We start from the raw sequence: 20,160 nt of genomic DNA, 5'->3' as shown, positions 1-20,160 counted from the left end.
AAGCGAACCACAGATGCGCAATTGCGCATCAGGGAACCTCGAGATTCCGGGTTCGATGCTGACGCATCGCCCCGGAATGACAAATAGGAAATGGGGGAAACGTGACTGACACATTCGATTTCGTCGTGATAGGCGCAGGCTCCGGCGGCTGCGCGGTGGCTGGGCGGCTGTCGGAGGATCCGGCGACGTCGGTGGCGCTGCTCGATGCCGGCGGCACCAACGACAATTGGGTCGTCACCACGCCCGGCGCGCTGGTGCTGATGGTCGCGGGCACCGTCAACAACTGGGCCTTCAACACGGTGCCGCAGAAGGGGCTCAATGGCCGCATCGGCTACCAGCCGCGCGGCAAGGGGCTCGGCGGCTCCTCGGCGATCAACGCGATGGTCTACATCCGCGGCCATCGCGCCGACTACGACCACTGGGCCGCGCTCGGCAATGCCGGCTGGGCGTTCGCCGACGTGCTGCCCTATTTCAAGCGCTCGGAAGACAATTCCGATTTCGACGACGAGTATCACGGCAAGGGCGGCCCGCTCGCCGTCAACAAGCTGCGCTCCGGCAATCCGATCCAGCAGACCTTCCTGCAGGCGGCGCAGGAGGCGCAATTCCGCATCCGCGAGGATTTCAATGCCGAGGACCATGAGGGCCTCGGCATCTACCAGGTGACGCAACGCAACGGCGAGCGCTGGAGCGCGGCACGCGCCTATGTGCATCCGCATATCGGCAGGCGTCCCAACCTTCGCGTCGAGACCAATGCGCACGCGACGCGCATCCTGTTCGAGGGCAAGCGCGCGGTCGGCGTCGAATACCGGCAGGGCAAGGAGCTGAAGCAAATCCGCGCGCGGCGCGAAGTCCTGCTTGCCGCCGGCGCGTTCCAGTCGCCGCAGCTGTTGATGCTGTCGGGCATCGGCGATGCCGCGGCGCTCGGCAAGCACGGCCTCGCCAGCGTGCATCATCTGCCCGGCGTCGGCCAAAACCTGCAGGACCATCCCGATTTCATCTTCGGCTACATGTCCGACAATCCGAACTTCGCCGGCATCTCGCTGAAGGGCATGCCGCGGCTCGTCCGCGCCATCATGCAATATCGGCGCGAGCGCCGCGGCCCCCTCACCTCGAACTTCGCCGAATGCGGCGGCTTCCTGAAGACGCGGCCCGATCTCGACATCCCCGACATCCAGCTGCATTTCGGCATGGCGATGGTCGACGACCACGGCCGCAAGCGCCACGGCGGCACCGGCTTCTCCTGCCATGTCTGCCTGCTCCGGCCGAAGAGCCGTGGCAGCGTCGCGCTGGCCGGCAGCGACCCGATGCAGGCGCCGCTGATCGACCCGAACTTCCTCGGCGAGGAGGCCGATCTGGAATCGATGGTCGCGGGCTACAAGACCACACGACGGCTGATGGAGGCGCCGGCGCTGCGCGCCCTGCAGCAGAAGGATGTATTCACATCCGACGTCCGCACCGACGACGACATCCGCAGCATCCTGCGCGAGCGCGTCGACACCGTCTATCACCCGGTCGGCACCTGCAAGATGGGCACCGCCGACCCGCTCGCGGTGGTCGATCCGAAGCTGCGCGTGCACGGGCTCGAAGGCCTGCGCGTGGTCGACGCCTCCATCATGCCGACCCTGATCGGCGGCAACACCAATGCACCGACCATCATGATCGGCGAGAAGGCCGCCGACATGATCAGGGCGGAGATGCGGGCGGGGTGACCAATGCGTAGGGTGGGCGCGGCGCAAGAGCGCCTTTGCCCACCCTATGAGACTGCCGTCGCAGGGCCGCGCGGCCAAAATATCGAAAACAACCCCATGCAAAGGACCGGGGGCTGCCGGCTTCGACACGACGACTTGACTCGTCGGCCAAATCAGCGGCATTATTCTATTATCCAGAAACCGCGCCGGCTGCCCCGGGCCGTGCTCGTGACTTGATGCGTTGGAATCGTAGCCCGGATGAAGCGAAGCGTAATCCGGGACCTTCACGCATGCTTCCCGGATTTCGCTGCGCTTCATCCGGGCTACGCACTGATGTGAAACGAGATGGATTGCCGGGTCAAGCCCGGCAATGACGGTCCCTCAATTCAACAGAAACCCGCCATCCACCGTCACCACCGTCCCGGTCATGTAGCGCGAGGCGTTGGAGGCGAGCAGCATGATCGCACCGTCGAGATCGGACTCGGCGCCGACCCGGCGCTGCGGGATGCGCTTGGCGAGCCGCTCGCCTGCCGGCGTCGACCAGAAATCGTGGTTCATCTCGGTATCGATATAGCCCGGCGCCAGCGCGTTGACGCGGATGTTGTTGCCGGCGAGCTCCAGCGCCATCGCCTTGGTGCCCTGGATCATGCCGGCCTTGGAGATCGCATAGGGCGACACCGCCTTGAGCACGCCCTGTCCGAGCACGGACGCGACGTTGATGATATTGCCCGGCTGCTTGCGCGCCATCATGCGCCGCGCAAGTTCGGTGGCGAGGAAGTAGGCGCCCTTCAGATTAGCGCCAATCACGGCGTCCCAATCCGCCTCGGTCTGCTCGGTCGCGAGCTTCTCGATCGCGATGCCGGCATTGTTGATCAGGACCGTGACCGGACCGAGCGCGGCTTCCGCGACGTCGAGCGCTTTCGCGATGCCGGAAGTATCCGCGACGTCCATCTGCACCGCGGCAGCGCGGCCGCCCTTGGCCTTGATCTCCTCCTCGAGGCTTTTCAGCTTCGCGGTCTGGCGCGCGGCCAGCACCACCGCGGCGCCATGTGCCGCCAGCACGCGGGCGAATTGCCGCCCGAGCCCCTGCGAGGCGCCGGTGATGAGGATGATTTCTTTACTGACATCGAATAGGTCGGACATCGACAGGGTTCCCGGATTGAAGCGGACGAGTGATAGCGACAATTGTCCTTGATGTAAGCAGGTTTGATCAACCAGGGGACAGTAGGAGATTGGGGCAGGAATTCCTCATCCATGAATCTCTTCGACTTGGCCGTCATCCTCGGATTGATGTTCGCAGTGGTGACCGGCTTCACGACCGGCCTGCTGCGCAGCGCGGTCACCATCCTGGCCTATCTCGTCGCCATGCCGCTTGCAGTCGCCGCGTTGGCGATGATCGGGCCCCACATCGCGACGCTGCCGTCGTCGCCGTTTCCGCCCAATGGCGTGCTGCTGTTCGGCCTCTTTCTCCTGATTGGCGTCATCCTCGGAAAGATGGCGCGGACGATGCTCGACGACACCATCGGCTCGGAGATCGGGATCGGCGACCGCCTCGGCGGCGCGCTGCTCGGCGCCATCAGGGTCGGCCTCGTCGTGACCACGCTGGTGCTGGTGTTCGATCAGCTGGTGCCGCTCGCCAGACAGCCGCAATTCCTCAACGGATCGCAATTGCGGCCGTTGTTCTCCGCGGCCGGACAGGCCGGATTCCGGTCGCTGCCGCCCGAAGCCACCATGGCGATCGAGCGGCTGCGGCGCGAGCAACGCATCTAGCCCGCCGGCCCACCGCACTGTTCCTGTCCGGCATGCACTTATGCATTGCACGTCCCTTATCGGCGCCGCCGAGCTTGGCTAGACTGGTGCCATCAAACCTTTACAAACCGACCGATATCACAGGGAGTGAACCGTGGATCTTGGAATCAAAGGCCGCCGCGCCATCGTATGCGCATCGAGCAAGGGACTGGGCCGCGCCTGCGCGATCGCGCTCGCCAATGAGGGCGTGCACGTTACCCTGACGGCGCGCGGCGCCGAGGCGCTGAAGCAGACCGCCGACGAAATCCGCAAGGCGCACCCCGGCGTCACCGTCACCGAGATCGTCGGCGACATCACGACGGCGGCGGGACGCGAAGCCGTGCTCAAGGCCTGCCCCGAGCCCGACATCCTGATCAACAATGCCGGCGGCCCGCCGCCGGGCGATTTCCGCAACTGGACCCGCGACGACTGGATCAAGGCGATCGACGCCAACATGCTGACGCCGATCGAGCTGATCAAGGCGACCGTCGACGGCATGATGGCGCGCAAGTTCGGCCGCATCGTCAACATCACCTCGGCCGCGGTGAAGGCGCCGATCGAGATCCTCGGCCTGTCCAACGGCGCCCGCGCCGGCCTCACCGGCTTCGTCGCCGGCCTGTCGCGCAAGACCGTGATCAACAACGTCACCATCAACGGCCTGCTGCCGGGCCCGTTCGAGACCGACCGCCTGCGCGGCACCGCAAAGCCCGAGGCCGAGAAGCGCGGCATCTCGGCCGAGCAAGTCCTGGCCGAGCGCGCCAAGCTGAACCCCGCCGGCCGCTTCGGCGATCCCGACGAATTCGGCTATGCCTGCGCATTCCTGTGCGGCGCCAAGGCCGGCTTCATCACCGGGCAGAACCTGTTGCTCGACGGCGGTGCCTTCCCAGGTACGTTGTGAGAGCTGTTTGGTACGAACGGACCGGCGCGGCGCCGACGGTGCTTACCATCGGCGAGATGTCGACGCCTGACGCGGGCCCCGGTGAAGTCCGGGTTCGCCTCGAGGCGTCCGGCGTCAACCCGGCCGATGTCGGCCGCCGCAGCGGCAACTATCGCGCGATGGAATTCCCGCGCGTGATCCCGAACAGCGACGGCGCCGGAATCATCGACCAGGTCGGCGAAGGCGTCACGCGCTTTGCGGTCGGTGATCGCGTCTGGCTGTTCAACGGCCAGCGCAACGGCCGCGCCTTCGGCACCGCGGCCGAATACATCACGCTGGCCGACTATCTGGTGACGCCGCTGCCGCAGGACGTGTCGTTCGCAGCCGGAGCTACGCTCGGCATCCCCTGCATGACCGCGTGGTGCGCGCTGTTCGCCGACGGTCCGATCTCCGGACAAACGGTGCTGGTCACCGGCGGCGCCGGCGCAGTCGGCCACTATGCCGTGCAATTGGCAAAGTGGGGCGGCGCGCGCGTAATCGCGACGGTGAGCTCGCAAGTCAAGGACGTCGAGGCGCGGCTCGCCGGCGCCGACACCGTCGTCAACTACCGGACCGAGGATGTCGTCTCGAAGGTGATGGCCTTCACCGAGAACCGCGGTGTCGACCGCGTGATCGACGTCGATTTCGGCGGCAATCTCGCGACCACGCTGAAGATCATGGCGATGAACTCGACGATCGCGGTCTACGCCACCAACGGCAACCGCACGCCGACACTGCCGGTGCGCGAATTGATGGAGAAATGCATCACCGTGCGCTCGCTGGTGCTGTTCGCGCTGCCGCCGCCGCTGCTCGCGGCCGCGCAGGCCGACATCACCCAATGGCTGGCGTCGGGCACCCGCGTGCACAATATCGCCGGGCAATTCGCACTCGCCGAGACCGCCGACGCCCATCTCGCCGTCGAGAAGGGCGACAAGATCGGCACCGTGATCGTCGACTGCGCGCGTTAATCTTCGCCCTCCCCCCGTACGCGGTAGGGCAATCGCATATGGCCGTTTGAGGCGATCGGAGTTCCCACAAACTCGTCATGCCCGGGCTTGTCCCGGGCATCCACGTCTTCGTTTCCACGCGAAGAAAAGACGTGGATGGCCGGGACAAGCCCGGCCATGACGGCGCGGAAGAATCGGTTCATTCCATATGCGATTGCCCTGCCGCGTGCGGGGCGCGGTCAGGTGAACAATGCGGCTGCTTAGTGGATCGGCGTGATGCGTTCGTCGCTCGGCCCCAAGCCAAACTCGTCGAGTCCTTCAGCCAGGAGATCGCCGAGCATCGGCTCGCCCAACAGATAGTTGGCGACATGGCCGGTGCGTCCGCGCGCCGCCTCGCGGCGGAGATCGGCCCATTCCTCGATCGTGCCGTCGCCGCGGCCAAGCCGCATCAGGGCGACGAGGTCGACCTGCTCGTCCTCGCTGAGCGCGTTGATGAAGCCGGTGATCTCGCGCGCCACCGGATCCCTGCCGTCATCCTCCAGCACATCGATCATGTCGTCGTCGGCGCCGTTCGAGCCGGAGTCGGGATCGACGAGCCCCTCCTTGACGTCGAATTCGCGCGCCTTCTCGATCAAGAAGCCGACCTTTTCAGGGGAGATTGCGAGTTCCGGCATTGCACACTCCTTCGTCCAACGAGGCGGTAACGCAGGAGGCGCCGACTTGATCCATTGCGTCGGCGTGCGGAAACCCGCATGGTCCGGCAAGGGCAACAAAAAAATAGAGGACACGCCGCATGCACTGGACCGTTGGCAAGGTCAGGATCACCAAAGTCGTCGAGTTCGAGACCGTCGGCAGCACCCGCTTCATCCTGCCGCTGGCCGGCCGGGAGGAGATCCAGAGCCTGCCCTGGCTGATCCCGCATTTCGCCAACGAGGAGGGCCGGCTGAAAATGTCGATCCATTCGCTGCTAGTGGAAACGCCGGAGCACCGCATCATCGTCGACACCGGGCTCGGCAACGACAAGCAGGGCCGCAACGTGCCGACCTGGAACAACCGCAGCGATCCGTTCCTGGAGAAGCTGACCGCCGCCGGATTTGCGCCAGACAGCATCGACACCGTGCTGTGCACGCATCTGCATGTCGACCATGTCGGCTGGAACACCAAACTCGTCGGCGGCAAATGGGTGCCGACCTTCGCCAATGCGCGCTACGTCTTCGGCAAGACCGAATACGAGCACTGGCGTGACCATAGCGACGATCCCGCGCATGCCGCCGTGTTCGCCGATTCCGTGAAGCCGATCGCGGATGCCGGCAAGGCCGAACTGGTGCCGAGCGACCACCGGCTGACCGAGGAGATCACGCTGATCCCGACGCCGGGACACAGCCCCGGCCATATGAGCATCCACATCAGGTCCGGCGGCGAGGAAGGCCTCTTGACCGGCGACGTCGCGCATCATCCCTGCCAGATGTACCACCTCGACTGGTCGTCGACCGCGGACTCCGATCAGAAGCAATCGGCCGCCACGCGGCACGAATTGTTCTCGCGCTTTGCCGATACGCCCACGCTGGTGATCGGCGGGCATTTCAATGCCGGCCACATCAGGCGCGACGGCGACGCCTTCAGGTTTATCGCGCTGGGCTGATTGGACCGAAATGGCCTTGAAATAAGGCTTGGCAGCAATGCAGCGCGCTCAGGGCGGTTGAATTTCCCGGCGCGCTGTTCCATGAAGCGTTTCGAGGTATACCAGTAACAATCCTCAGGACATCGTAGGGAGTGATCAACATGAAGCTTGTTCGTTATGGCGAAAAGGGTGCGGAAAAGCCCGGTCTGATCGACAAATCCGGCCAGCTCCGCGACCTCTCGGCCCATCTGAAGGACCTGACCGGCGACGCCTACACGCCGGAATCGCTGAAGAAGCTTGCTGCCCTCGATCCCGCCTCCCTCCCCGCCGTCGCCGGCAAGCCGCGCTTCGGTGCACCCGTCACCGGCATCTCGAAATTCGTCGCGATCGGCCTGAACTATTCCGACCACGCCAAGGAAACCGGCAACCCGATCCCGTCCGAGCCGATCTTCTTCCTGAAGGCCAACACCGCACTGTCGGGCCCGAACGACGCGGTCGAGAAGCCGCGCGGTTCGACCAAGCTCGACTGGGAAGTCGAGATCGCCGCCATCATCGGCACCCGCGCCAAATATGTCTCGGAGGCCGACGCGCTGAACCACGTCGCCGGCTACTGCATCTGCAACGACGTCTCCGAGCGCAACTTCCAGATCGAGCGCCTCGGACAGTGGACCAAGGGCAAGTCGCACGACACGTTCGGCCCGGTCGGCCCGTGGCTCGCCACCAAGGATGAAATCGCCGACGTGCAGAAACTGTCGATGTGGCTCGACGTCAACGGCCAGCGCCGCCAGACCGGCACGACCTCGACCATGATCTTCACGATGGCGAAGTGCATCTCCTACGTCTCGCAGTTCATGACGCTGCTGCCCGGTGACATCGTCACGACCGGCACCCCGCCCGGCGTCGGCACCGGCATGAAGCCGCCGCAATATCTCAATGTCGGCGACGTCGTGACGCTCGGCATCGAAGGCCTCGGCGAGCAGCGCCAGGAAATCGTTGGGGCGTAAGCGCCCACGCTGTTCCTGAATTCGTCATGCCCGGGCTTGACCCGGGCATCCACGTCTTAGGTCTTCCACGGAGGCAAAGACATGGATGGCCGGGTCAAGCCCGGCCATGACAGAGGAAAGAGCCTTCGCAAGGAATTCCCCAATGAAACTCACCTTCTCTCCCGCCTCTCCGTTCGCCCGCAAGGTGCGCATCGCGGCGATCGAGCTCGGCCTGATCGACAAGATCGAGCTGGTGCCGGCGACCGTCGCACCGGGCACGGCCAATGACGAATATTCCAAGATCTCGCCGCTGAAGAAACTGCCGGTGCTGATCCTCGACCATGGCGACGTGATTCTGGATTCCTACGTCATCGTCGAATATCTCAACGAGCTCGGCGGCGGCCGGCTGATCCCGGGCTACGGCCCGCGGCGCTGGAAGCTGAAGACCGATCACTCGCTGCTCAATGGCATGCTCGATTCCATGCTGCTGTGCCGCTACGAGAAAATGGTGCGGCCGCAGGGCTCGCTGTGGCAGGCCTGGCACGACGATCACTGGAACAGGGCCTGGGCCGGCATGGCGCGGTTCGAGAACCGGCCGGACGTGCTGAACGGCTCGTCGTTCGATATCGCGCAGATCGGCCTCGTGTGCGTGCTCGGCTATGCCGATTTCCGCTTCGCCGATTGCGGCTGGCGCAAGGCCTATCCCAAGCTCGACGCCTTCTACCAGAAAATGCTGGAGCGGCCGTCGGTGAAGATCTCGGCGCCGCCGGCGGCGTAACCAAGGCAACAGCGGGGAGCATGTGACGCGCGAATGCCTCCCCGCCTCTCACCTCCCGGCGCAGGTCTTGTGCATCGCCGGCCGGGCTCAACCACGACCGGTCAATATCTCGCCGTCATTGTCGCGATCTCGACCTTGTGATGATGGCGGCGGCAGCCCGGTACGGCCAGCCCAAGGAAGGCCTTGCGGCGATGGATATCCTTGCCAACATCATCATTCCCGCCGTGCGCGACGCGAACTAGATTTTTTTGCGCGTTTTCCTCACGCGAACCGGACTCCACCTCGCTCGAAAGCGCTAACGCCAAGGAATCACCATGAGCCTGAAGTTTGCCGCCGGCGATCTCACCATTCATCGCATCGTCGAGCAGGAGACCACGTTCCTGCCCGCGCACGACATGCTGCCCGGACTGACGCCGGACGTGCTCGCCGAGAACCGCGGTTGGATGCAGGCCACCGGTGCACTCGACGACAGCGACACCTTGATCCTGGCGTTCCAGTCCTATGTCGTGAAGACGCCGCACCACACCATCCTGATCGACAGCTGTATCGGCAACGACAAGCCGCGGCCGGCGCGGCCGAAATGGAACATGAAGACCGACGACAACTATCTGCGCAGTCTGGCGTCAGCCGGCTTTTCGGTCGGTGACATCGACTATGTGATGTGCACGCATCTGCATGTCGATCATGTCGGCTGGAACACGCGGCTGGAGAACGGCCGCTGGGTGCCGACCTTTCCAAATGCGCGCTACGTGTTCGACAAGGCCGAGTTCGACTACTGGACCGAGAGCAACGCGAAGGCGGAAGTCCCGCCTTTCGTGGACAGCGTGCTGCCGGTGGTCGAGGCCAAGCGGGCCGAGATCGTCGGCCATGACTTTGCGATCGGCGACCACGCCCGCATCCTGCCGACGCCCGGCCACACGCCGGGCCACGTCGCCTTCGCCTTCGGCCGCGGCAAGGACGCTGCGGTCTTTTCGGGCGATCTGATGCACTCGCCGATCCAGACGCATTATCCGGAGCTGTCGGCGAAGTTCGATGTCGACCAGGCGCAAGCCGCAAAAGCGCGGCGCGGCTTCCTGGAGCGCTATTGCGACACCGACACGCTGTGCTGCCCCGCGCATTTCCCCTCGCCGTCGATTGGCAAGATCAGGCGGAAGGGCAGCGGGTTTGTGTGCGAAACGGTGTAGGCGACGCGGCTTGCGGCGCGGGGAGAGGTCGGATTGCATCGCAGATGCAATCCGGGTGAGGGGGTACAGGCCTAGCCAGCGACGTTACTCGCGGTGAAAGCCCCTCACCCCAGCCCTCTAAGAGCGAGCTTCGCTCGTCTCGACCCCGTAAGAACGGGGAGAGGGAGCAGATCGAGCCCGCCCTAATCGAACAGGCTCGGCGTGTGGTTCACGATCGCGCCTTCGATCTGCAGCATCTTCAGCTTGGTGACGACGCCGCCATTGGCCGAGAAGCCGCCCGGCTTGTTGCCCGCCGCCAGCACGCGATGGCAAGGCACCACGATCGGGCACGGGTTGCGGCCGAGCGCCTGGCCGACATCGCGTGACAGCTCGACCCCGCCGAGCTGCTTGGCGATGTCGCCATAGGTCATGGTCTTGCCCGGCGGAATTTTCCGCGCGATGTCGTAGACGCCGCGGTTGAACTCCGGCACGCCGTCGAGATCGAGCGCGATGTCGGCAAGGTCGTTCGGCTTGCCGGCGAGCAGCTCGATCATACCGTCGATCGCGTGCTGCACCTCGGCCGGCGGCGCCGCCTCGGTGACCTCGCCGCCGCGCTGGAATATCCGTTTGCGGGTCTTCTCCTCAGTGCCCATCGGCAGCTGCACCCCGGTGACGCCGTGCTCGCCCCAGACGACGCCGCAGGCGCCGATCATGGTCTCGAAGATTGCAAAATGCTGGCCGGTCATGGCTCGCTCCAGATGTTCCCTTCAGCTCTCGCGTGAGCTTGCTGTTGATCCGGAATCTAGGCTTGGAGAATGTTGCTATCCACCCGAATTCCGTGGGAACTTCGGCCAAATCAACAACATCTCCTGCCCCTCCGCGAGCCCAAAATGCACAGCCTCCACGTCAACGGTTTCGACATGCCCTATCTCGATGTCGGAGAGGGCCTGCCGCTGGTCTGCGTGCACGGCTCGCTGTGCGACTTCCGGATCTGGTCGGCGGTGCTCGGCCCGCTGACGCGGCGGCACCGCGTGATCGCGGTCAGCCTGCGGCATTTCTTCCCGGCGCAGTGGGACGGCATCGGCGACACCTATTCGATCGCGCAGCACGTCGACGACGTGATCGCCTTTATCGAAAAATTCGACACCAGACCGGTCGACCTGATGGGGCATTCCCGCGGTGGCCATATCTGCTTCCGCGCCGCACAGCGCCGGCCGGACCTGTTACGCAAGCTGATCCTTGCCGAGCCTGGCGGCGAGCTCGACGAGACCCTCGACCCCGATTTCAAGCCGGGCCCCTCGCCGCTGGCGGCACGCTTCGCGGCATGCGCGGCGGAAATCGCCAAGGGCGATATCGACGGCGGCTTGCAGATCTTCATGGACGCGCTCGAAGGCCCCGGCGCGTGGAAACGGATTCCGGCAACCTCCAAGCAGCTGCTGCGCGACAATGCGACCACGCTGATCGGCCAGACCCGCGACCAGCGCCCGCCATTCTCGAAGGCGGACGCGGAGGCGATCAAGACGCCGACGCTGTTCATCGGCGGCGCCAACACCAAGGGCGTGCTGCCGAAGGTGCTGCACGCGCTCGCCGCCAATGTGAAGGGTTCGCGCATCGAGATGATCCCGGGCACCACGCATCCGATGTTCGAGCAGGCGCCGCAGCGCTATTGCGAGATCGTGCTGGAGTTTCTCTCCGCGTAAGCGATGCACCCTCTCCCCTTGTGGGAGAGGGTGGCGCGATGGCGCGCAGCGGCATCGTGCCGGGTGAGGGGTTCTCTCCGCGGAGGCGGACCCCTCACCCGCCACCGATGCGACGCATCGGTGGCGGCCTCTCCCACAAGGGGAGAGGCGAAGTAAGAAAGCTACTCTCTCACACCTTCCAGGCGCCGACCGGCTGGCGCACCGCGACGTTCAACCGGTTCCAGACGTTGATCGCCGCGATACCCAGCACCAGCGACGCAAGCTGCTGCTCGTCAAAATGCTTCGCGGCCTCGTCCCACACCGCGTCCGTCACCGGATCCTCGCGGTCGCTGAGCCGGGTCACCGCTTCGGTCAGCGCCAGCGCGGCGCGCTCTGCCTCGGTGAAATACGGCGCGTCGCGCCAGGCACCGACCGCGAACAGCCGCTCGTCGGTCTCGCCGGCACGCCGGGCGAGCTTTGGGTGCATATCGACGCAGACGCTGCAGCCATTGATCTGGCTGGCGCGCAGATGCACCAGTTCCAGCAGCTTTTCCGGCAATGCCGGCTTGGTGCTCTCGCTCAGCGCCTGCAAAGCCTTCATGGCCCCGGGAACAACCATCACCGGGTGGTTCATGCGGGCTTTCATCATGTCATTCTCCTGATTTGTCCTTTGACGCCGCTGCGCCGATCTGTTGTCACATCGGCGCAGTTTCGTTCGTCATGGCCATGACGGAGCGGACAAAGGGAATGTGACCGATGGACGAGAAAAATTCTCTCAGCGAACAGTTCGAGGCCAACCGGCCGCGCTTGCGGGCTGTGGCCTACCGCATGCTGGGCTCGACCGCCGAGGTCGACGATGCCGTGCAGGAAACCTGGCTGCGGCTCGGCCGCACCGACGCTGCTGCGGTCGACAATCTCGGGGGATGGCTGACCACGGTGATCGCGCGCATCTGCCTCGACATGCTGCGCTCGCGCAAATCGCGCCGCGAGGAGCCGATCGGCCCACATGTGCCGGAGCTGATCGCGGACAATCCGTCCGAGCGCGAGACCGAGATGGCCGATTCCGTCGGCGCCGCGCTGCTCGTGGTACTGGAAACGCTGGCGCCGGCCGAGCGGCTGGCTTTCGTGCTGCACGATATGTTCGCGGTGCCGTTCGAGGAGATCGCGCCGATCGTCGGCCGCACGCCGGCCGCCGCGCGGCAGCTCGCCAGCCGTGCCAGGCGTCGCGTGCAGGGTGCGCCGCCCGCACCGGATGCCGATCTCATCCGGCAGCGCGGCATCGTCGAGGCCTTTCTTGCCGCGTCCCGCAACGGCGATTTCGAAGGGCTGCTGGCCGTGCTGGCGCCCGACGTCGTGGTGCGCGCCGATCAGGCCGCACAGCGGCTCGGCTCGCTGCCGGTGATCCGCGGCGCCGCAGCGGTGGCCGAAAGCTTCAAGGGACGCGCACAGGCGGCGAAAGCCGCTCTGGTCGACGGCGGGATCGGCGTTGCCGTCATCTTCGGCGGCGCGCTGCGCATCGTGCTGCGGGTCACGGTCTCAGGCGACCGGATCGCGGCGATCGATGCGACCGCCGACGCCTCGGAGATCGAGACCTTCGATGTCGAGGTGCTTGAGCGCAGCTGACGCAGCTGGAGGCGGCAAAGTCGCAATGCTAGTGTCTCTCTGCATCTGCGCAGGGAGGACAATCATGAAACTGTCCATCAAATTGCTCGCGTCGGCCGGCCTGCTCGCCCTTGCCTCCTCCTCCGCCTTTGCCGCCGCAGACGAGAAGCTGCGTGCGGCCGCCGAGCAGGCCCAGCCGGCGGTGATCGAGAGCCTGCACGACATGGTGCTGATCGAGTCGGGCTCCGGCGATGTCGAAGGCCTGAAGAAGATGGCCGACTACACCGAGGCACGGCTGAAGGCGCTCGGCGCCAAGACCGAACGCCGCAAGACCACGAAGGGCGCCGGCGCCGACATGGTGATCGGCACCTTTGAGGGCACTGGCACGAAGAAGCTGATGCTGATCGCGCATATGGATACGGTGTATGAGCACGGCATTCTCGACACCCAGCCCTACAAGGTCGACGGCAACAGGATCTATGGACCCGGCATTGCCGACGACAAGGGCGGCATCGCCGTCATCCTGCATTCACTGAAGATCCTGAACGATGCAGGCTGGCGCGACTACGCCAAGCTCACGGTGTCGTTCAATCCGGATGAGGAGGTCGGCTCGATCGGCTCCGGCGAGATCATCGCCGAGCTCGCCGACCAGCACGACGTGGTGCTGTCCTTCGAGCCGACGGTGGCGCCGCCGGTCGCGAAAAATGAAAGCCTGCTGCTCGGCGCCAGCGGCACCGCCACCGGCACGATCGATGTGAAGGGCAAGGCCTCGCATGCCGGCGCCGCGCCGCAGCTCGGCCGCAACGCGCTGATCGAGCTCGCGCATCAATTGCTGCAGACCCAGGACGTTGCGAAATCGATTCCGGGCACGCAGCTGAACTGGACCACCGCGAAGGCCGGCACCGTGCGCAACCAGATCCCCGATCACGCCACCGCCGGCGCCGACATCCGCCTCACCATTCCCGACGGCGTGCAAAAGCTGCAGGCCGCGCTCGACGAGAAGGCGAAGAACAGACTGATCGCGGACACCGAGGTGACCGTGAAGGTCGTCGCGGGCCGTCCGCCCTTCGTCGCCGATGATCGCGGCCGCGCGCTCGCCAGACAGGGACAGGCGATCTACACCGAGCTCGGGCGCACGCTCGACATCGCGGAAATGACCGGCGGCGCGACCGACGCCGGCTACGCCGCGCGCAGCGGCAAGGCCGTCGTGGTCGAAAGCTTCGGCCTCGCCGGCTGGGGCTATCACGCCCGCGACGAATACATCGACACCAACTCGATCGTGCCGCGGCTCTATCTGATGATGCGGACGCTGATGGAGCTGGGCAAGGCGAAGTAGCGTTTCCGAAAAACTCGTCATGCCCGGGCTTGTCCCGGGCATCCGCGTCTCTGGTCCCGGCATCAAGAAAGACGCGGACGGCCGGCCCAAGCCCGGCCATCACGACGTTGGGACGGCTGCCGCAGCGCGGCCCAGTCAAAAACCGACCCATTCTCAATCGCTTAGCGTGGTCGCAAACCGGGGCCTTGACCGCTCCTGCAACCCGCAGTAGCCTCCTTTTCGAACACGGAATTCCGTATTCCAAGCTGGACGGTCGGTATGATCCCGTTGGACCCGCTTCCAAACCTCATCGACCAGGTTTACGGGCGATTGCTCGAAGCGATCATCGACCGCACGCTGCTGCCTGGCCAGCGCATCACCCAGAACGAACTTGCCGATCGGCTCGGCGTCTCGCGCCAGCCGATTTCGCACGCCCTGCATCTGTTGCATCGCCAGGGCCTCGTCGCGGAGAGCGGCAGACGCGGCTTCGAGGTGACGCAGCTCGATCCGCAGCGCATCCGCGAACTCTATGAAGTCCGCGGCGCCATCGATGCGCTGGCGGCACGGCTTGCCGCTACGCGTGTCAAGGAGGATGCCGCGGCACGTACGCAGCTCGAAGCCGCGCTCGAAGCCGGACGCGCGATTGACGACGGCACGCCGCTGGCGCGCCTGATCGCACTCGACGTCGATTTCCACAGCGCGATCTATCGCCTCGCCGGCAATTCCGCGATCGAGGAGATGATCGCGCCGCAATGGCCGCATATGCGCCGCTCGATGGCGACCGTGCTCGCCGAGCTCGATTACCGCGGCAGCGCCTGGACCGAGCACGAGACCATCGCCGCGCATGTTTTTTCCGGCAATGCCGCAGCGGCAGAAGCCGCGGCGCTGGCGCATGCGCAGACGGCAGGGCGGATGACCGAGGAGAAGCTGAGGGCAATCGACGTGGCGGCGTGACGTTCACGCCGTCGTTCCGGGGCGGTGCGGAGCACCGAACCACAGATGCGCAATTGCGCATCGGGGAACCTCGAGATTCCGGGTTCGATGCTCACGCATCGCCCCGGAATGACAATAACAACAGGAGGAAAGCACCATGAAACTGACCCAAGAGCAGGTCGAATTTTTCCATCGCGAAGGCTGGCTGTTTCTGCCCGAGCTGTTCAGCCAGGAAGAGGTCGATTTCCTCGCGCGCGAAGCAGTCTCGATCTATGACGCCAACCGCCCCGAGGTGTGGCGCGAGAAGAGCGGCGCGCCGCGCACGGCCTTCGCCGCGCATCTCTACAATGAGGCGTTCGGCACCCTCGGCGCGCATCCGCGCATGATCGACCCCATCGAGCAGCTGTTCGGCGAGAAGGTCTACATGCATCAGTTCAAGATCAACGCGAAGGCGGCCTTCACCGGCGACGTCTGGCAGTGGCACCAGGACTACGGCACCTGGAAGCGCGATGACGGCATGCCGGAGCCGCGCGCGATGAACATCGCGATCTTCCTCGACGAGGTGATGCCGATCAACGGCCCCTTGATGCTGGTGCCGCAGAGCCAGACCGCGGGCGATCTGAAAGCCTCGCACGATCTCGAAACCACATCCTATCCGCTGTGGACGCTGGACGAGGAAACCGTGACCCGCCTCGTGAAGCAGGGCGGCATCGTCGCGCCGACCGGCAAGCCCGGCGGCATGCTGATGTTCCACGGCAATCTGGTGCACGGATCGAGCGGCAACATCACGCCCTACCCGCGCAAGATCGTCTACCTGACGCTGAACGCGGTCTCGAATTACATCCGCACCCCGACGCGGCCCGACTACATTGCGCACCGCGACTTCACGCCGATCAAGACCGTCGCCGACGACGCGCTGCTGCGGCTCGCTCGTGCACCGCGGCAGGCGGCGGAGTAAAGTCTTCGACCGTCATTCCGGGGCGGTGCGTTAGCGTCGAACCGCAGATGCGCAATTGCGCATCGGGGAATCTCGAGGTTCCGGGTTCGCGTTTCACGCGCCCCGGAACGACCCTTTTTGTTTGGAAAGCATCATGAACCTGCATCACCTCCTCAAAAACCGCGCCGCCGCCGGCAAGCCGGTGCGCGTTGTCCTGATCGGCGCCGGAAAATTCGGCTCGATGTTCCTGTCGCAGGTGCCGCACACGCCGGGGCTTGAAGTGCCCGTGATCGTCGATCTCGACCGTGACCGCGCGCGCGAGGCGTGCCGCACCGTCGGCTGGGACGACGCGCGGATCAGCGCCACCACCTTCACCGACGACGGCGCGCGTGCGATCGCCGGCGGCGCATTCGATGTCGTGGTGGAAGCGACCGGCAATCCCGCCGTCGGCATCCGCCATGCCCGCGCGGCGATTGCCGCCGGCAAACATGTCGTGATGGTCAATGTCGAGGCCGATGTGCTGGCGGGGCCGCTGCTCGCCGAGGAGGCACGCAAGGCCGGCGTGGTCTATTCGCTGGCCTATGGCGACCAGCCGGCGCTGACGGCCGAGCTGGTCGACTGGGCCCGAGCGACAGGCTTCCGCGTCGTCGCCGCCGGCAAGGGCACGAAATACTTGCCGGCCTATCACGACGTCACGCCGGACGGTGTGTGGCAGCATTACGGGCTCACCGCCGGCGAGGCGCAATCCGCCGGCATGAATCCGCAGATGTTCAACTCCTTCCTCGACGGCACCAAATCCGCGATCGAGATGGCGGCGATCGCCAACGCCTGCACCCTCGAGGTGCCGTCGGAGGGATTGCTGTTTCCGCCCTGCGGCGTCGACGACCTGCCGCATGTGATGCGGCCGCGCGACAAGGGCGGCGTGCTGGAGAAATCCGGCATCGTCGAAGTGGTGTCCTCGCTGGAGCGCGACGGCCGTCCGGTGTTCCGCGATCTGCGCTGGGGCGTCTATGTGGTGCTGGAGGCGCCCAACGATTATGCCGCCGATTGCTTCAAGCAGTACGGCCTCAAGACCGACGCCTCCGGCCGCTATGCGGCGATGTACAAGCCGTATCATCTGATCGGGCTCGAGCTGAACATTTCCGTGCTGTCGGCGGCGCTGCGCAACGAGCCGACCGGGCAACCGCGCGGCTTCCGCGGCGACGTCGCAGCGGTGGCCAAGCGCAATCTGCGCGCCGGCGAGATGCTCGACGGCGAAGGCGGCTACACCGTGTGGGGCAAGCTGATGCCGGCCGCCGCCAGCCTCGCCGCCGGCGCATTGCCGATCGGGCTTGCCCATCGGGTGAAGCTGAAGAACGACGTCGCCCATGGCGCTGTCGTGCGCTGGAGCGATGTCGAGGTCGACGAGAGCAACGATACGATCAAGACGCGCAAGGCGATGGAAGTAGCATTCTCGCGGTAACGTCTTCGGTCGCTCCGCTCGCCGAAAGAGAGGGTGTGCCCTTCACCTCTCCCCGCCCTTTGCGGGGAGAGGTCGGATCGCCCCGGAGATGCGAAGCATCGTCCGGTGTGATCCGGGTGAGGGGCGAAGCACGGTGCTTAACAAACGGCGAAGTGCTCGCCGGATGGAGGCCCCTCACCCCAACCCTCTCCCCGTAAGAACGGGGAGAGGGAGAAGACAGAGCGGGGCTCAATACTACGGCAGCAGCCGGCTCGCCTTGGCCAGCCTGAACCATTTGCGGAACATCGCTTCCGTATCCATCATCTCGGTGAAGCCGGCCTGGTTGATCTTCACCGTCGAGACGATCGACGGCGGACCAGCTTCAGTCTGTCCGTAGCGCATGCTGTAATCGGCATATTGGAAGGACAGGCCGACGAATTCCTCCAGGCCGGGCGCGATCAGGTCGTGCGTCCTGCGCAATTCGTCCCACGGCGCGATCCATTTCGGATACTCCTGCGCCAGCGACAGCGGCACGTGCCGGCCCGGCGTCATCTCGAGCGCGTCCGAGACCGCCGGCCAGATATTTTCCCAGGTGAAGACGTCGCCATTGGTGACGTTGAACGCTTCATTGCGCGCGGCCTCGGCGCCGCCCGACCAGGCGATCGCGCGTGCCAGCAGATCGACATCGACCGCCTGCGCGACGCGCGGCGCGCCGCCGGGATAATCCAGCGGCCTGCCCTGCGCGCGCAGCACCGCCGCATAGACGCCGAGCGGCGGGATCAGGTCCATCGCGCCGCCCATCGCTTCGCCGATGATCAGGACCGGGCGCAGGATGCTCCAGTGCCAGTTCTTGCCCCGCTGCAGCTCGCGCAAGAAATTCTCCTGTGCCCAATAGAAATTCGGCTGCTCGTACATCTCGGAACGGCCCTCGCGCGCCGGCACCGTGAGCGGCCGGACATGCACGCCATAGGCCTTGGTGCCCTGCAGCAGCGCGACATGCTTGAGATCGGGCGCGACGGGTTCGAGCACGCCCATCAAATTCCGCAGCATCCGGTCGTTGGTTTCGATCTGCCCGGCATCGCGCCAGCCATCGACCAGGCTGGGCGCCTCATAGAGCGCGGCGTAGATCAGGTGCGTTGCGCCGGCGAGCTCGGCCGCGGCGCGACGGCAATCCTCCGCGCTGGTGAGATCGATTCGCACATGCCGTGCGCCGTAGAGATCGCGTGGCTTGCGGCGCGACAGCGCAATGCGCTCGCAATCGTCGGATGCGCCGAAGTGTCGCAAGGCGGCGTTGCCCACGAGGCCGGTTGCGCCGGCAACCACGATTTTCTTGTTGGCCATGTCCTTGAACTCCCATCAACCCACCCGCCCTGCGTAGCAGATCGCAGCAGGGCCGGCAGCCATCGCGGCGGGTATCGGATAAGACCGACAGCGCCGATTGTCCTTCGCACCTGCAACGAAGGCAGGCGCTTGATTTCCTCCGGCAAACGATCATCCTGACCGGCGGAACCGGAAACTCGGATTTCCACAACAAGAGCCCGTCGAGGGCCACCGGACACATTCATCACAGAACGTCGATCGATCGGCGAAGAAAGACGACACCAAGATCGTTCCCCTTGTCGAGGTATCGGCACACAGGAGGGATACGCATGAAACGTCGTGAATTCTTGAAGGCAGGCGGCGTCGGCCTGGCTGCGACGGCGGTCGCCGCGCCCGCGGTCGCGCAATCGATGCCGGAGGTCAGGTGGCGGCTCGCGGCGAGCTGGCCGAAGGCACTCGATACGCTCTATGGCGGGTGTGAATTCTTCTGCAAGCGCGTCGCCGAGATCACCGACAACCGCTTCCAGATCCAGCCGTTCGCCGCCGGCGAGATCGTGCCCGGCCTGCAGGTGCTGGATGCCGTCTCCAACGGCACGGTCGAGATGGGCAATACCGCGCTGTATTACTACTGGGGCAAGAATCCCGCCTTCACCTTCGGCACGTCGCTGCCGTTCGGCCTCAACACGCGCCAGCACATTTCCTGGCTGCAATGGGGCGGTGGCACCGACCTGCTCAACAATTTGCTCGCAGAATTCAACTGCATCGGCATTCCGACCGGCTCGACCGGCGCCCAGATGGGCGGCTGGTTCCGGAAGGAGATCAAGTCGATGGCGGATTTCCAGGGCTTGAAATTCCGGGTCGGCGGCTTCGCCGGCACCATCATCGCCAAGGTCGGCGGGGTGCCGCAGCAGATCGCGGGCGGCGACATCTATCCGGCGCTGGAAAAAGGCACCATCGACGCCGCCGAATGGGTCGGGCCGTATGACGACGAGAAGCTCGGCTTCGTCAAGGTCGCGAAGTTCTACTACTACCCCGGCTGGTGGGAAGGC

21 protein-coding genes (1 of these 21 running past the window's edge) are annotated in these 20,160 nt (G+C 65.3%); 15 read left to right on the top strand and 6 right to left on the bottom strand.

The genetic code is table 11. From position 1 onward, the window contains the following. The first annotated feature begins 101 nt into the window (after positions 1-101). A complete protein-coding gene (locus ACVIYL_RS14125) occupies positions 102-1,709 on the top strand; it encodes a GMC family oxidoreductase (protein ID WP_456778875.1) in 1,608 nt (535 codons plus the stop codon). Positions 1,710-2,069: 360 nt separating this feature from the next. Here ACVIYL_RS14125 and ACVIYL_RS14120 read toward each other — a convergent pair whose 3' ends face one another. Next, complete coding sequence (locus ACVIYL_RS14120) at positions 2,070-2,831, bottom strand: SDR family NAD(P)-dependent oxidoreductase (RefSeq protein ID WP_456778874.1); 762 nt, start codon at positions 2,829-2,831, stop codon at positions 2,070-2,072. A 111-nt stretch (positions 2,832-2,942) separates the two neighbouring features. Here ACVIYL_RS14120 and ACVIYL_RS14115 point away from each other — a divergent pair, with 111 nt between their 5' ends. The 3 genes from ACVIYL_RS14115 to ACVIYL_RS14105 all read left to right on the top strand — a co-directional run bounded on the left by ACVIYL_RS14115 (position 2,943) and on the right by ACVIYL_RS14105 (position 5,360). Continuing rightward, positions 2,943-3,458, top strand: coding sequence for a CvpA family protein (locus ACVIYL_RS14115; RefSeq protein WP_456778873.1), 516 nt, complete (start codon positions 2,943-2,945; stop codon positions 3,456-3,458). 133 nt (positions 3,459-3,591) lie between these two features. After that, complete coding sequence (locus ACVIYL_RS14110; RefSeq protein WP_057017840.1) at positions 3,592-4,374, top strand: SDR family oxidoreductase; 783 nt, start codon at positions 3,592-3,594, stop codon at positions 4,372-4,374. A 38-nt stretch (positions 4,375-4,412) separates the two neighbouring features. Continuing rightward, positions 4,413-5,360, top strand: coding sequence for an NADPH:quinone reductase (locus tag ACVIYL_RS14105; RefSeq protein WP_229162370.1), 948 nt, complete (start codon positions 4,413-4,415; stop codon positions 5,358-5,360). Positions 5,361-5,599: 239 nt separating this feature from the next. Here ACVIYL_RS14105 and ACVIYL_RS14100 read toward each other — a convergent pair whose 3' ends face one another. Continuing rightward, the gene (locus ACVIYL_RS14100; RefSeq protein WP_225645345.1) at positions 5,600-6,013 is read right to left on the bottom strand and encodes a DUF3775 domain-containing protein; all 414 of its coding nucleotides are present in this window, start codon (positions 6,011-6,013) and stop codon (positions 5,600-5,602) included. A gap of 119 nt (positions 6,014-6,132) precedes the next feature. On the opposite strand from ACVIYL_RS14100, the gene ACVIYL_RS14095 reads away from it, so the two are divergent. From ACVIYL_RS14095 to ACVIYL_RS14085, 3 genes are all read left to right on the top strand, one after another. Next, positions 6,133-6,981, top strand: a complete 849-nt coding sequence (locus ACVIYL_RS14095; protein WP_456778872.1) for an MBL fold metallo-hydrolase — start codon at positions 6,133-6,135, stop codon at positions 6,979-6,981. 140 nt (positions 6,982-7,121) lie between these two features. Further along, the gene (locus tag ACVIYL_RS14090; protein WP_050385678.1) at positions 7,122-7,964 is read left to right on the top strand and encodes a fumarylacetoacetate hydrolase family protein; all 843 of its coding nucleotides are present in this window, start codon (positions 7,122-7,124) and stop codon (positions 7,962-7,964) included. A gap of 142 nt (positions 7,965-8,106) precedes the next feature. Further along, positions 8,107-8,721 (top strand): glutathione S-transferase family protein, encoded by a 615-nt coding sequence (locus ACVIYL_RS14085; RefSeq protein WP_038385276.1) that lies wholly within the window; start codon positions 8,107-8,109, stop codon positions 8,719-8,721. Between the two features lie 101 nt (positions 8,722-8,822). Here the strand turns inward: ACVIYL_RS14085 and ACVIYL_RS14080 are convergent, their stop codons facing one another. Continuing rightward, complete coding sequence (locus tag ACVIYL_RS14080; RefSeq protein ID WP_310881290.1) at positions 8,823-9,074, bottom strand: hypothetical protein; 252 nt, start codon at positions 9,072-9,074, stop codon at positions 8,823-8,825. Here ACVIYL_RS14080 and ACVIYL_RS14075 point away from each other — a divergent pair. Then, complete coding sequence (locus ACVIYL_RS14075) at positions 9,036-9,905, top strand: MBL fold metallo-hydrolase (RefSeq protein WP_310881289.1); 870 nt, start codon at positions 9,036-9,038, stop codon at positions 9,903-9,905. The genes ACVIYL_RS14080 and ACVIYL_RS14075 overlap by 39 nt on opposite strands. Positions 9,906-10,087: 182 nt before the next feature. Here ACVIYL_RS14075 and ACVIYL_RS14070 read toward each other — a convergent pair whose 3' ends face one another. Next, on the bottom strand, positions 10,088-10,630 hold the full coding sequence (locus ACVIYL_RS14070) for a methylated-DNA--[protein]-cysteine S-methyltransferase (RefSeq protein ID WP_456778871.1): 543 nt from the start codon (positions 10,628-10,630) through the stop codon (positions 10,088-10,090). A gap of 144 nt (positions 10,631-10,774) precedes the next feature. Between ACVIYL_RS14070 and ACVIYL_RS14065 the strand changes: the two genes are divergently transcribed. Further along, positions 10,775-11,584: an alpha/beta fold hydrolase gene (locus tag ACVIYL_RS14065; RefSeq protein ID WP_456778870.1), complete on the top strand. Its 810-nt coding sequence runs from the start codon at positions 10,775-10,777 to the stop codon at positions 11,582-11,584. Positions 11,585-11,753: 169 nt separating this feature from the next. Here ACVIYL_RS14065 and ACVIYL_RS14060 read toward each other — a convergent pair whose 3' ends face one another. Continuing rightward, positions 11,754-12,209, bottom strand: a complete 456-nt coding sequence (locus ACVIYL_RS14060) for a carboxymuconolactone decarboxylase family protein (RefSeq protein ID WP_456781824.1) — start codon at positions 12,207-12,209, stop codon at positions 11,754-11,756. 110 nt (positions 12,210-12,319) lie between these two features. Here ACVIYL_RS14060 and ACVIYL_RS14055 point away from each other — a divergent pair, with 110 nt between their 5' ends. The 5 genes from ACVIYL_RS14055 to ACVIYL_RS14035 all read left to right on the top strand — a co-directional run bounded on the left by ACVIYL_RS14055 (position 12,320) and on the right by ACVIYL_RS14035 (position 17,812). Further along, positions 12,320-13,186, top strand: a complete 867-nt coding sequence (locus tag ACVIYL_RS14055; RefSeq protein WP_456778869.1) for a sigma-70 family RNA polymerase sigma factor — start codon at positions 12,320-12,322, stop codon at positions 13,184-13,186. A 64-nt stretch (positions 13,187-13,250) separates the two neighbouring features. Further along, entirely contained in the window at positions 13,251-14,501 is a 1,251-nt protein-coding gene (locus ACVIYL_RS14050) for a M20/M25/M40 family metallo-hydrolase (protein ID WP_456778868.1), read from the top strand. 258 nt (positions 14,502-14,759) lie between these two features. Further along, the gene (locus ACVIYL_RS14045) at positions 14,760-15,434 is read left to right on the top strand and encodes a GntR family transcriptional regulator (protein WP_092080653.1); all 675 of its coding nucleotides are present in this window, start codon (positions 14,760-14,762) and stop codon (positions 15,432-15,434) included. A 136-nt stretch (positions 15,435-15,570) separates the two neighbouring features. Beyond that, entirely contained in the window at positions 15,571-16,371 is an 801-nt protein-coding gene (locus ACVIYL_RS14040) for a phytanoyl-CoA dioxygenase family protein (RefSeq protein WP_456778867.1), read from the top strand. 133 nt (positions 16,372-16,504) lie between these two features. Beyond that, positions 16,505-17,812 carry an NAD(P)H-dependent oxidoreductase gene (locus tag ACVIYL_RS14035; RefSeq protein ID WP_456778866.1) on the top strand — a complete coding sequence of 436 codons (1,308 nt, stop codon included), beginning with the start codon at positions 16,505-16,507 and terminating at the stop codon, positions 17,810-17,812. A 234-nt stretch (positions 17,813-18,046) separates the two neighbouring features. Here the strand turns inward: ACVIYL_RS14035 and ACVIYL_RS14030 are convergent, their stop codons facing one another. Next, complete coding sequence (locus ACVIYL_RS14030) at positions 18,047-19,132, bottom strand: NAD-dependent epimerase/dehydratase family protein (protein WP_456778865.1); 1,086 nt, start codon at positions 19,130-19,132, stop codon at positions 18,047-18,049. Between the two features lie 308 nt (positions 19,133-19,440). Here ACVIYL_RS14030 and ACVIYL_RS14025 point away from each other — a divergent pair, with 308 nt between their 5' ends. Continuing rightward, positions 19,441-20,160, top strand: the 5' portion of a protein-coding gene (locus tag ACVIYL_RS14025; protein ID WP_456778864.1) for a TRAP transporter substrate-binding protein. 369 nt of this gene lie beyond the right edge of the window; 720 of the gene's 1,089 nt are visible here — the first part of the coding sequence; the start codon lies at positions 19,441-19,443; its stop codon lies off the right edge, out of view.

This window comes from Bradyrhizobium sp. USDA 3315, assembly GCF_054056795.1.
Note: the sequence above shows the minus strand (reverse complement) of the source record. Positions and strands in the feature narration are given on the sequence as shown.

Excerpts from the sequence above, each read along its gene's own strand:
- ACVIYL_RS14115 (WP_456778873.1), top strand. The coding sequence starts at position 2,943 with ATGAATCTCTTCGACTTGGCCGTCATCCTCGGATTGATGTTCGCAGTG.
- ACVIYL_RS14040 (WP_456778867.1), top strand. The coding sequence starts at position 15,571 with ATGAAACTGACCCAAGAGCAGGTCGAATTTTTCCATCGCGAAGGCTGG.
- ACVIYL_RS14030 (WP_456778865.1), bottom strand. The coding sequence starts at position 19,132 with ATGGCCAACAAGAAAATCGTGGTTGCCGGCGCAACCGGCCTCGTGGGC.
- ACVIYL_RS14055 (WP_456778869.1), top strand. The coding sequence starts at position 12,320 with ATGGACGAGAAAAATTCTCTCAGCGAACAGTTCGAGGCCAACCGGCCG.
- ACVIYL_RS14080 (WP_310881290.1), bottom strand. The coding sequence starts at position 9,074 with ATGAATGGTGAGATCGCCGGCGGCAAACTTCAGGCTCATGGTGATTCC.
- ACVIYL_RS14085 (WP_038385276.1), top strand. The coding sequence starts at position 8,107 with ATGAAACTCACCTTCTCTCCCGCCTCTCCGTTCGCCCGCAAGGTGCGC.
- ACVIYL_RS14060 (WP_456781824.1), bottom strand. The coding sequence starts at position 12,209 with ATGAAAGCCCGCATGAACCACCCGGTGATGGTTGTTCCCGGGGCCATG.
- ACVIYL_RS14065 (WP_456778870.1), top strand. The coding sequence starts at position 10,775 with ATGCACAGCCTCCACGTCAACGGTTTCGACATGCCCTATCTCGATGTC.
- ACVIYL_RS14050 (WP_456778868.1), top strand. The coding sequence starts at position 13,251 with ATGAAACTGTCCATCAAATTGCTCGCGTCGGCCGGCCTGCTCGCCCTT.
- ACVIYL_RS14120 (WP_456778874.1), bottom strand. The coding sequence starts at position 2,831 with ATGTCCGACCTATTCGATGTCAGTAAAGAAATCATCCTCATCACCGGC.
- ACVIYL_RS14045 (WP_092080653.1), top strand. The coding sequence starts at position 14,760 with ATGATCCCGTTGGACCCGCTTCCAAACCTCATCGACCAGGTTTACGGG.
- ACVIYL_RS14100 (WP_225645345.1), bottom strand. The coding sequence starts at position 6,013 with ATGCCGGAACTCGCAATCTCCCCTGAAAAGGTCGGCTTCTTGATCGAG.
- ACVIYL_RS14095 (WP_456778872.1), top strand. The coding sequence starts at position 6,133 with ATGCACTGGACCGTTGGCAAGGTCAGGATCACCAAAGTCGTCGAGTTC.
- ACVIYL_RS14075 (WP_310881289.1), top strand. The coding sequence starts at position 9,036 with ATGAGCCTGAAGTTTGCCGCCGGCGATCTCACCATTCATCGCATCGTC.
- ACVIYL_RS14035 (WP_456778866.1), top strand. The coding sequence starts at position 16,505 with ATGAACCTGCATCACCTCCTCAAAAACCGCGCCGCCGCCGGCAAGCCG.
- ACVIYL_RS14090 (WP_050385678.1), top strand. The coding sequence starts at position 7,122 with ATGAAGCTTGTTCGTTATGGCGAAAAGGGTGCGGAAAAGCCCGGTCTG.
- ACVIYL_RS14070 (WP_456778871.1), bottom strand. The coding sequence starts at position 10,630 with ATGACCGGCCAGCATTTTGCAATCTTCGAGACCATGATCGGCGCCTGC.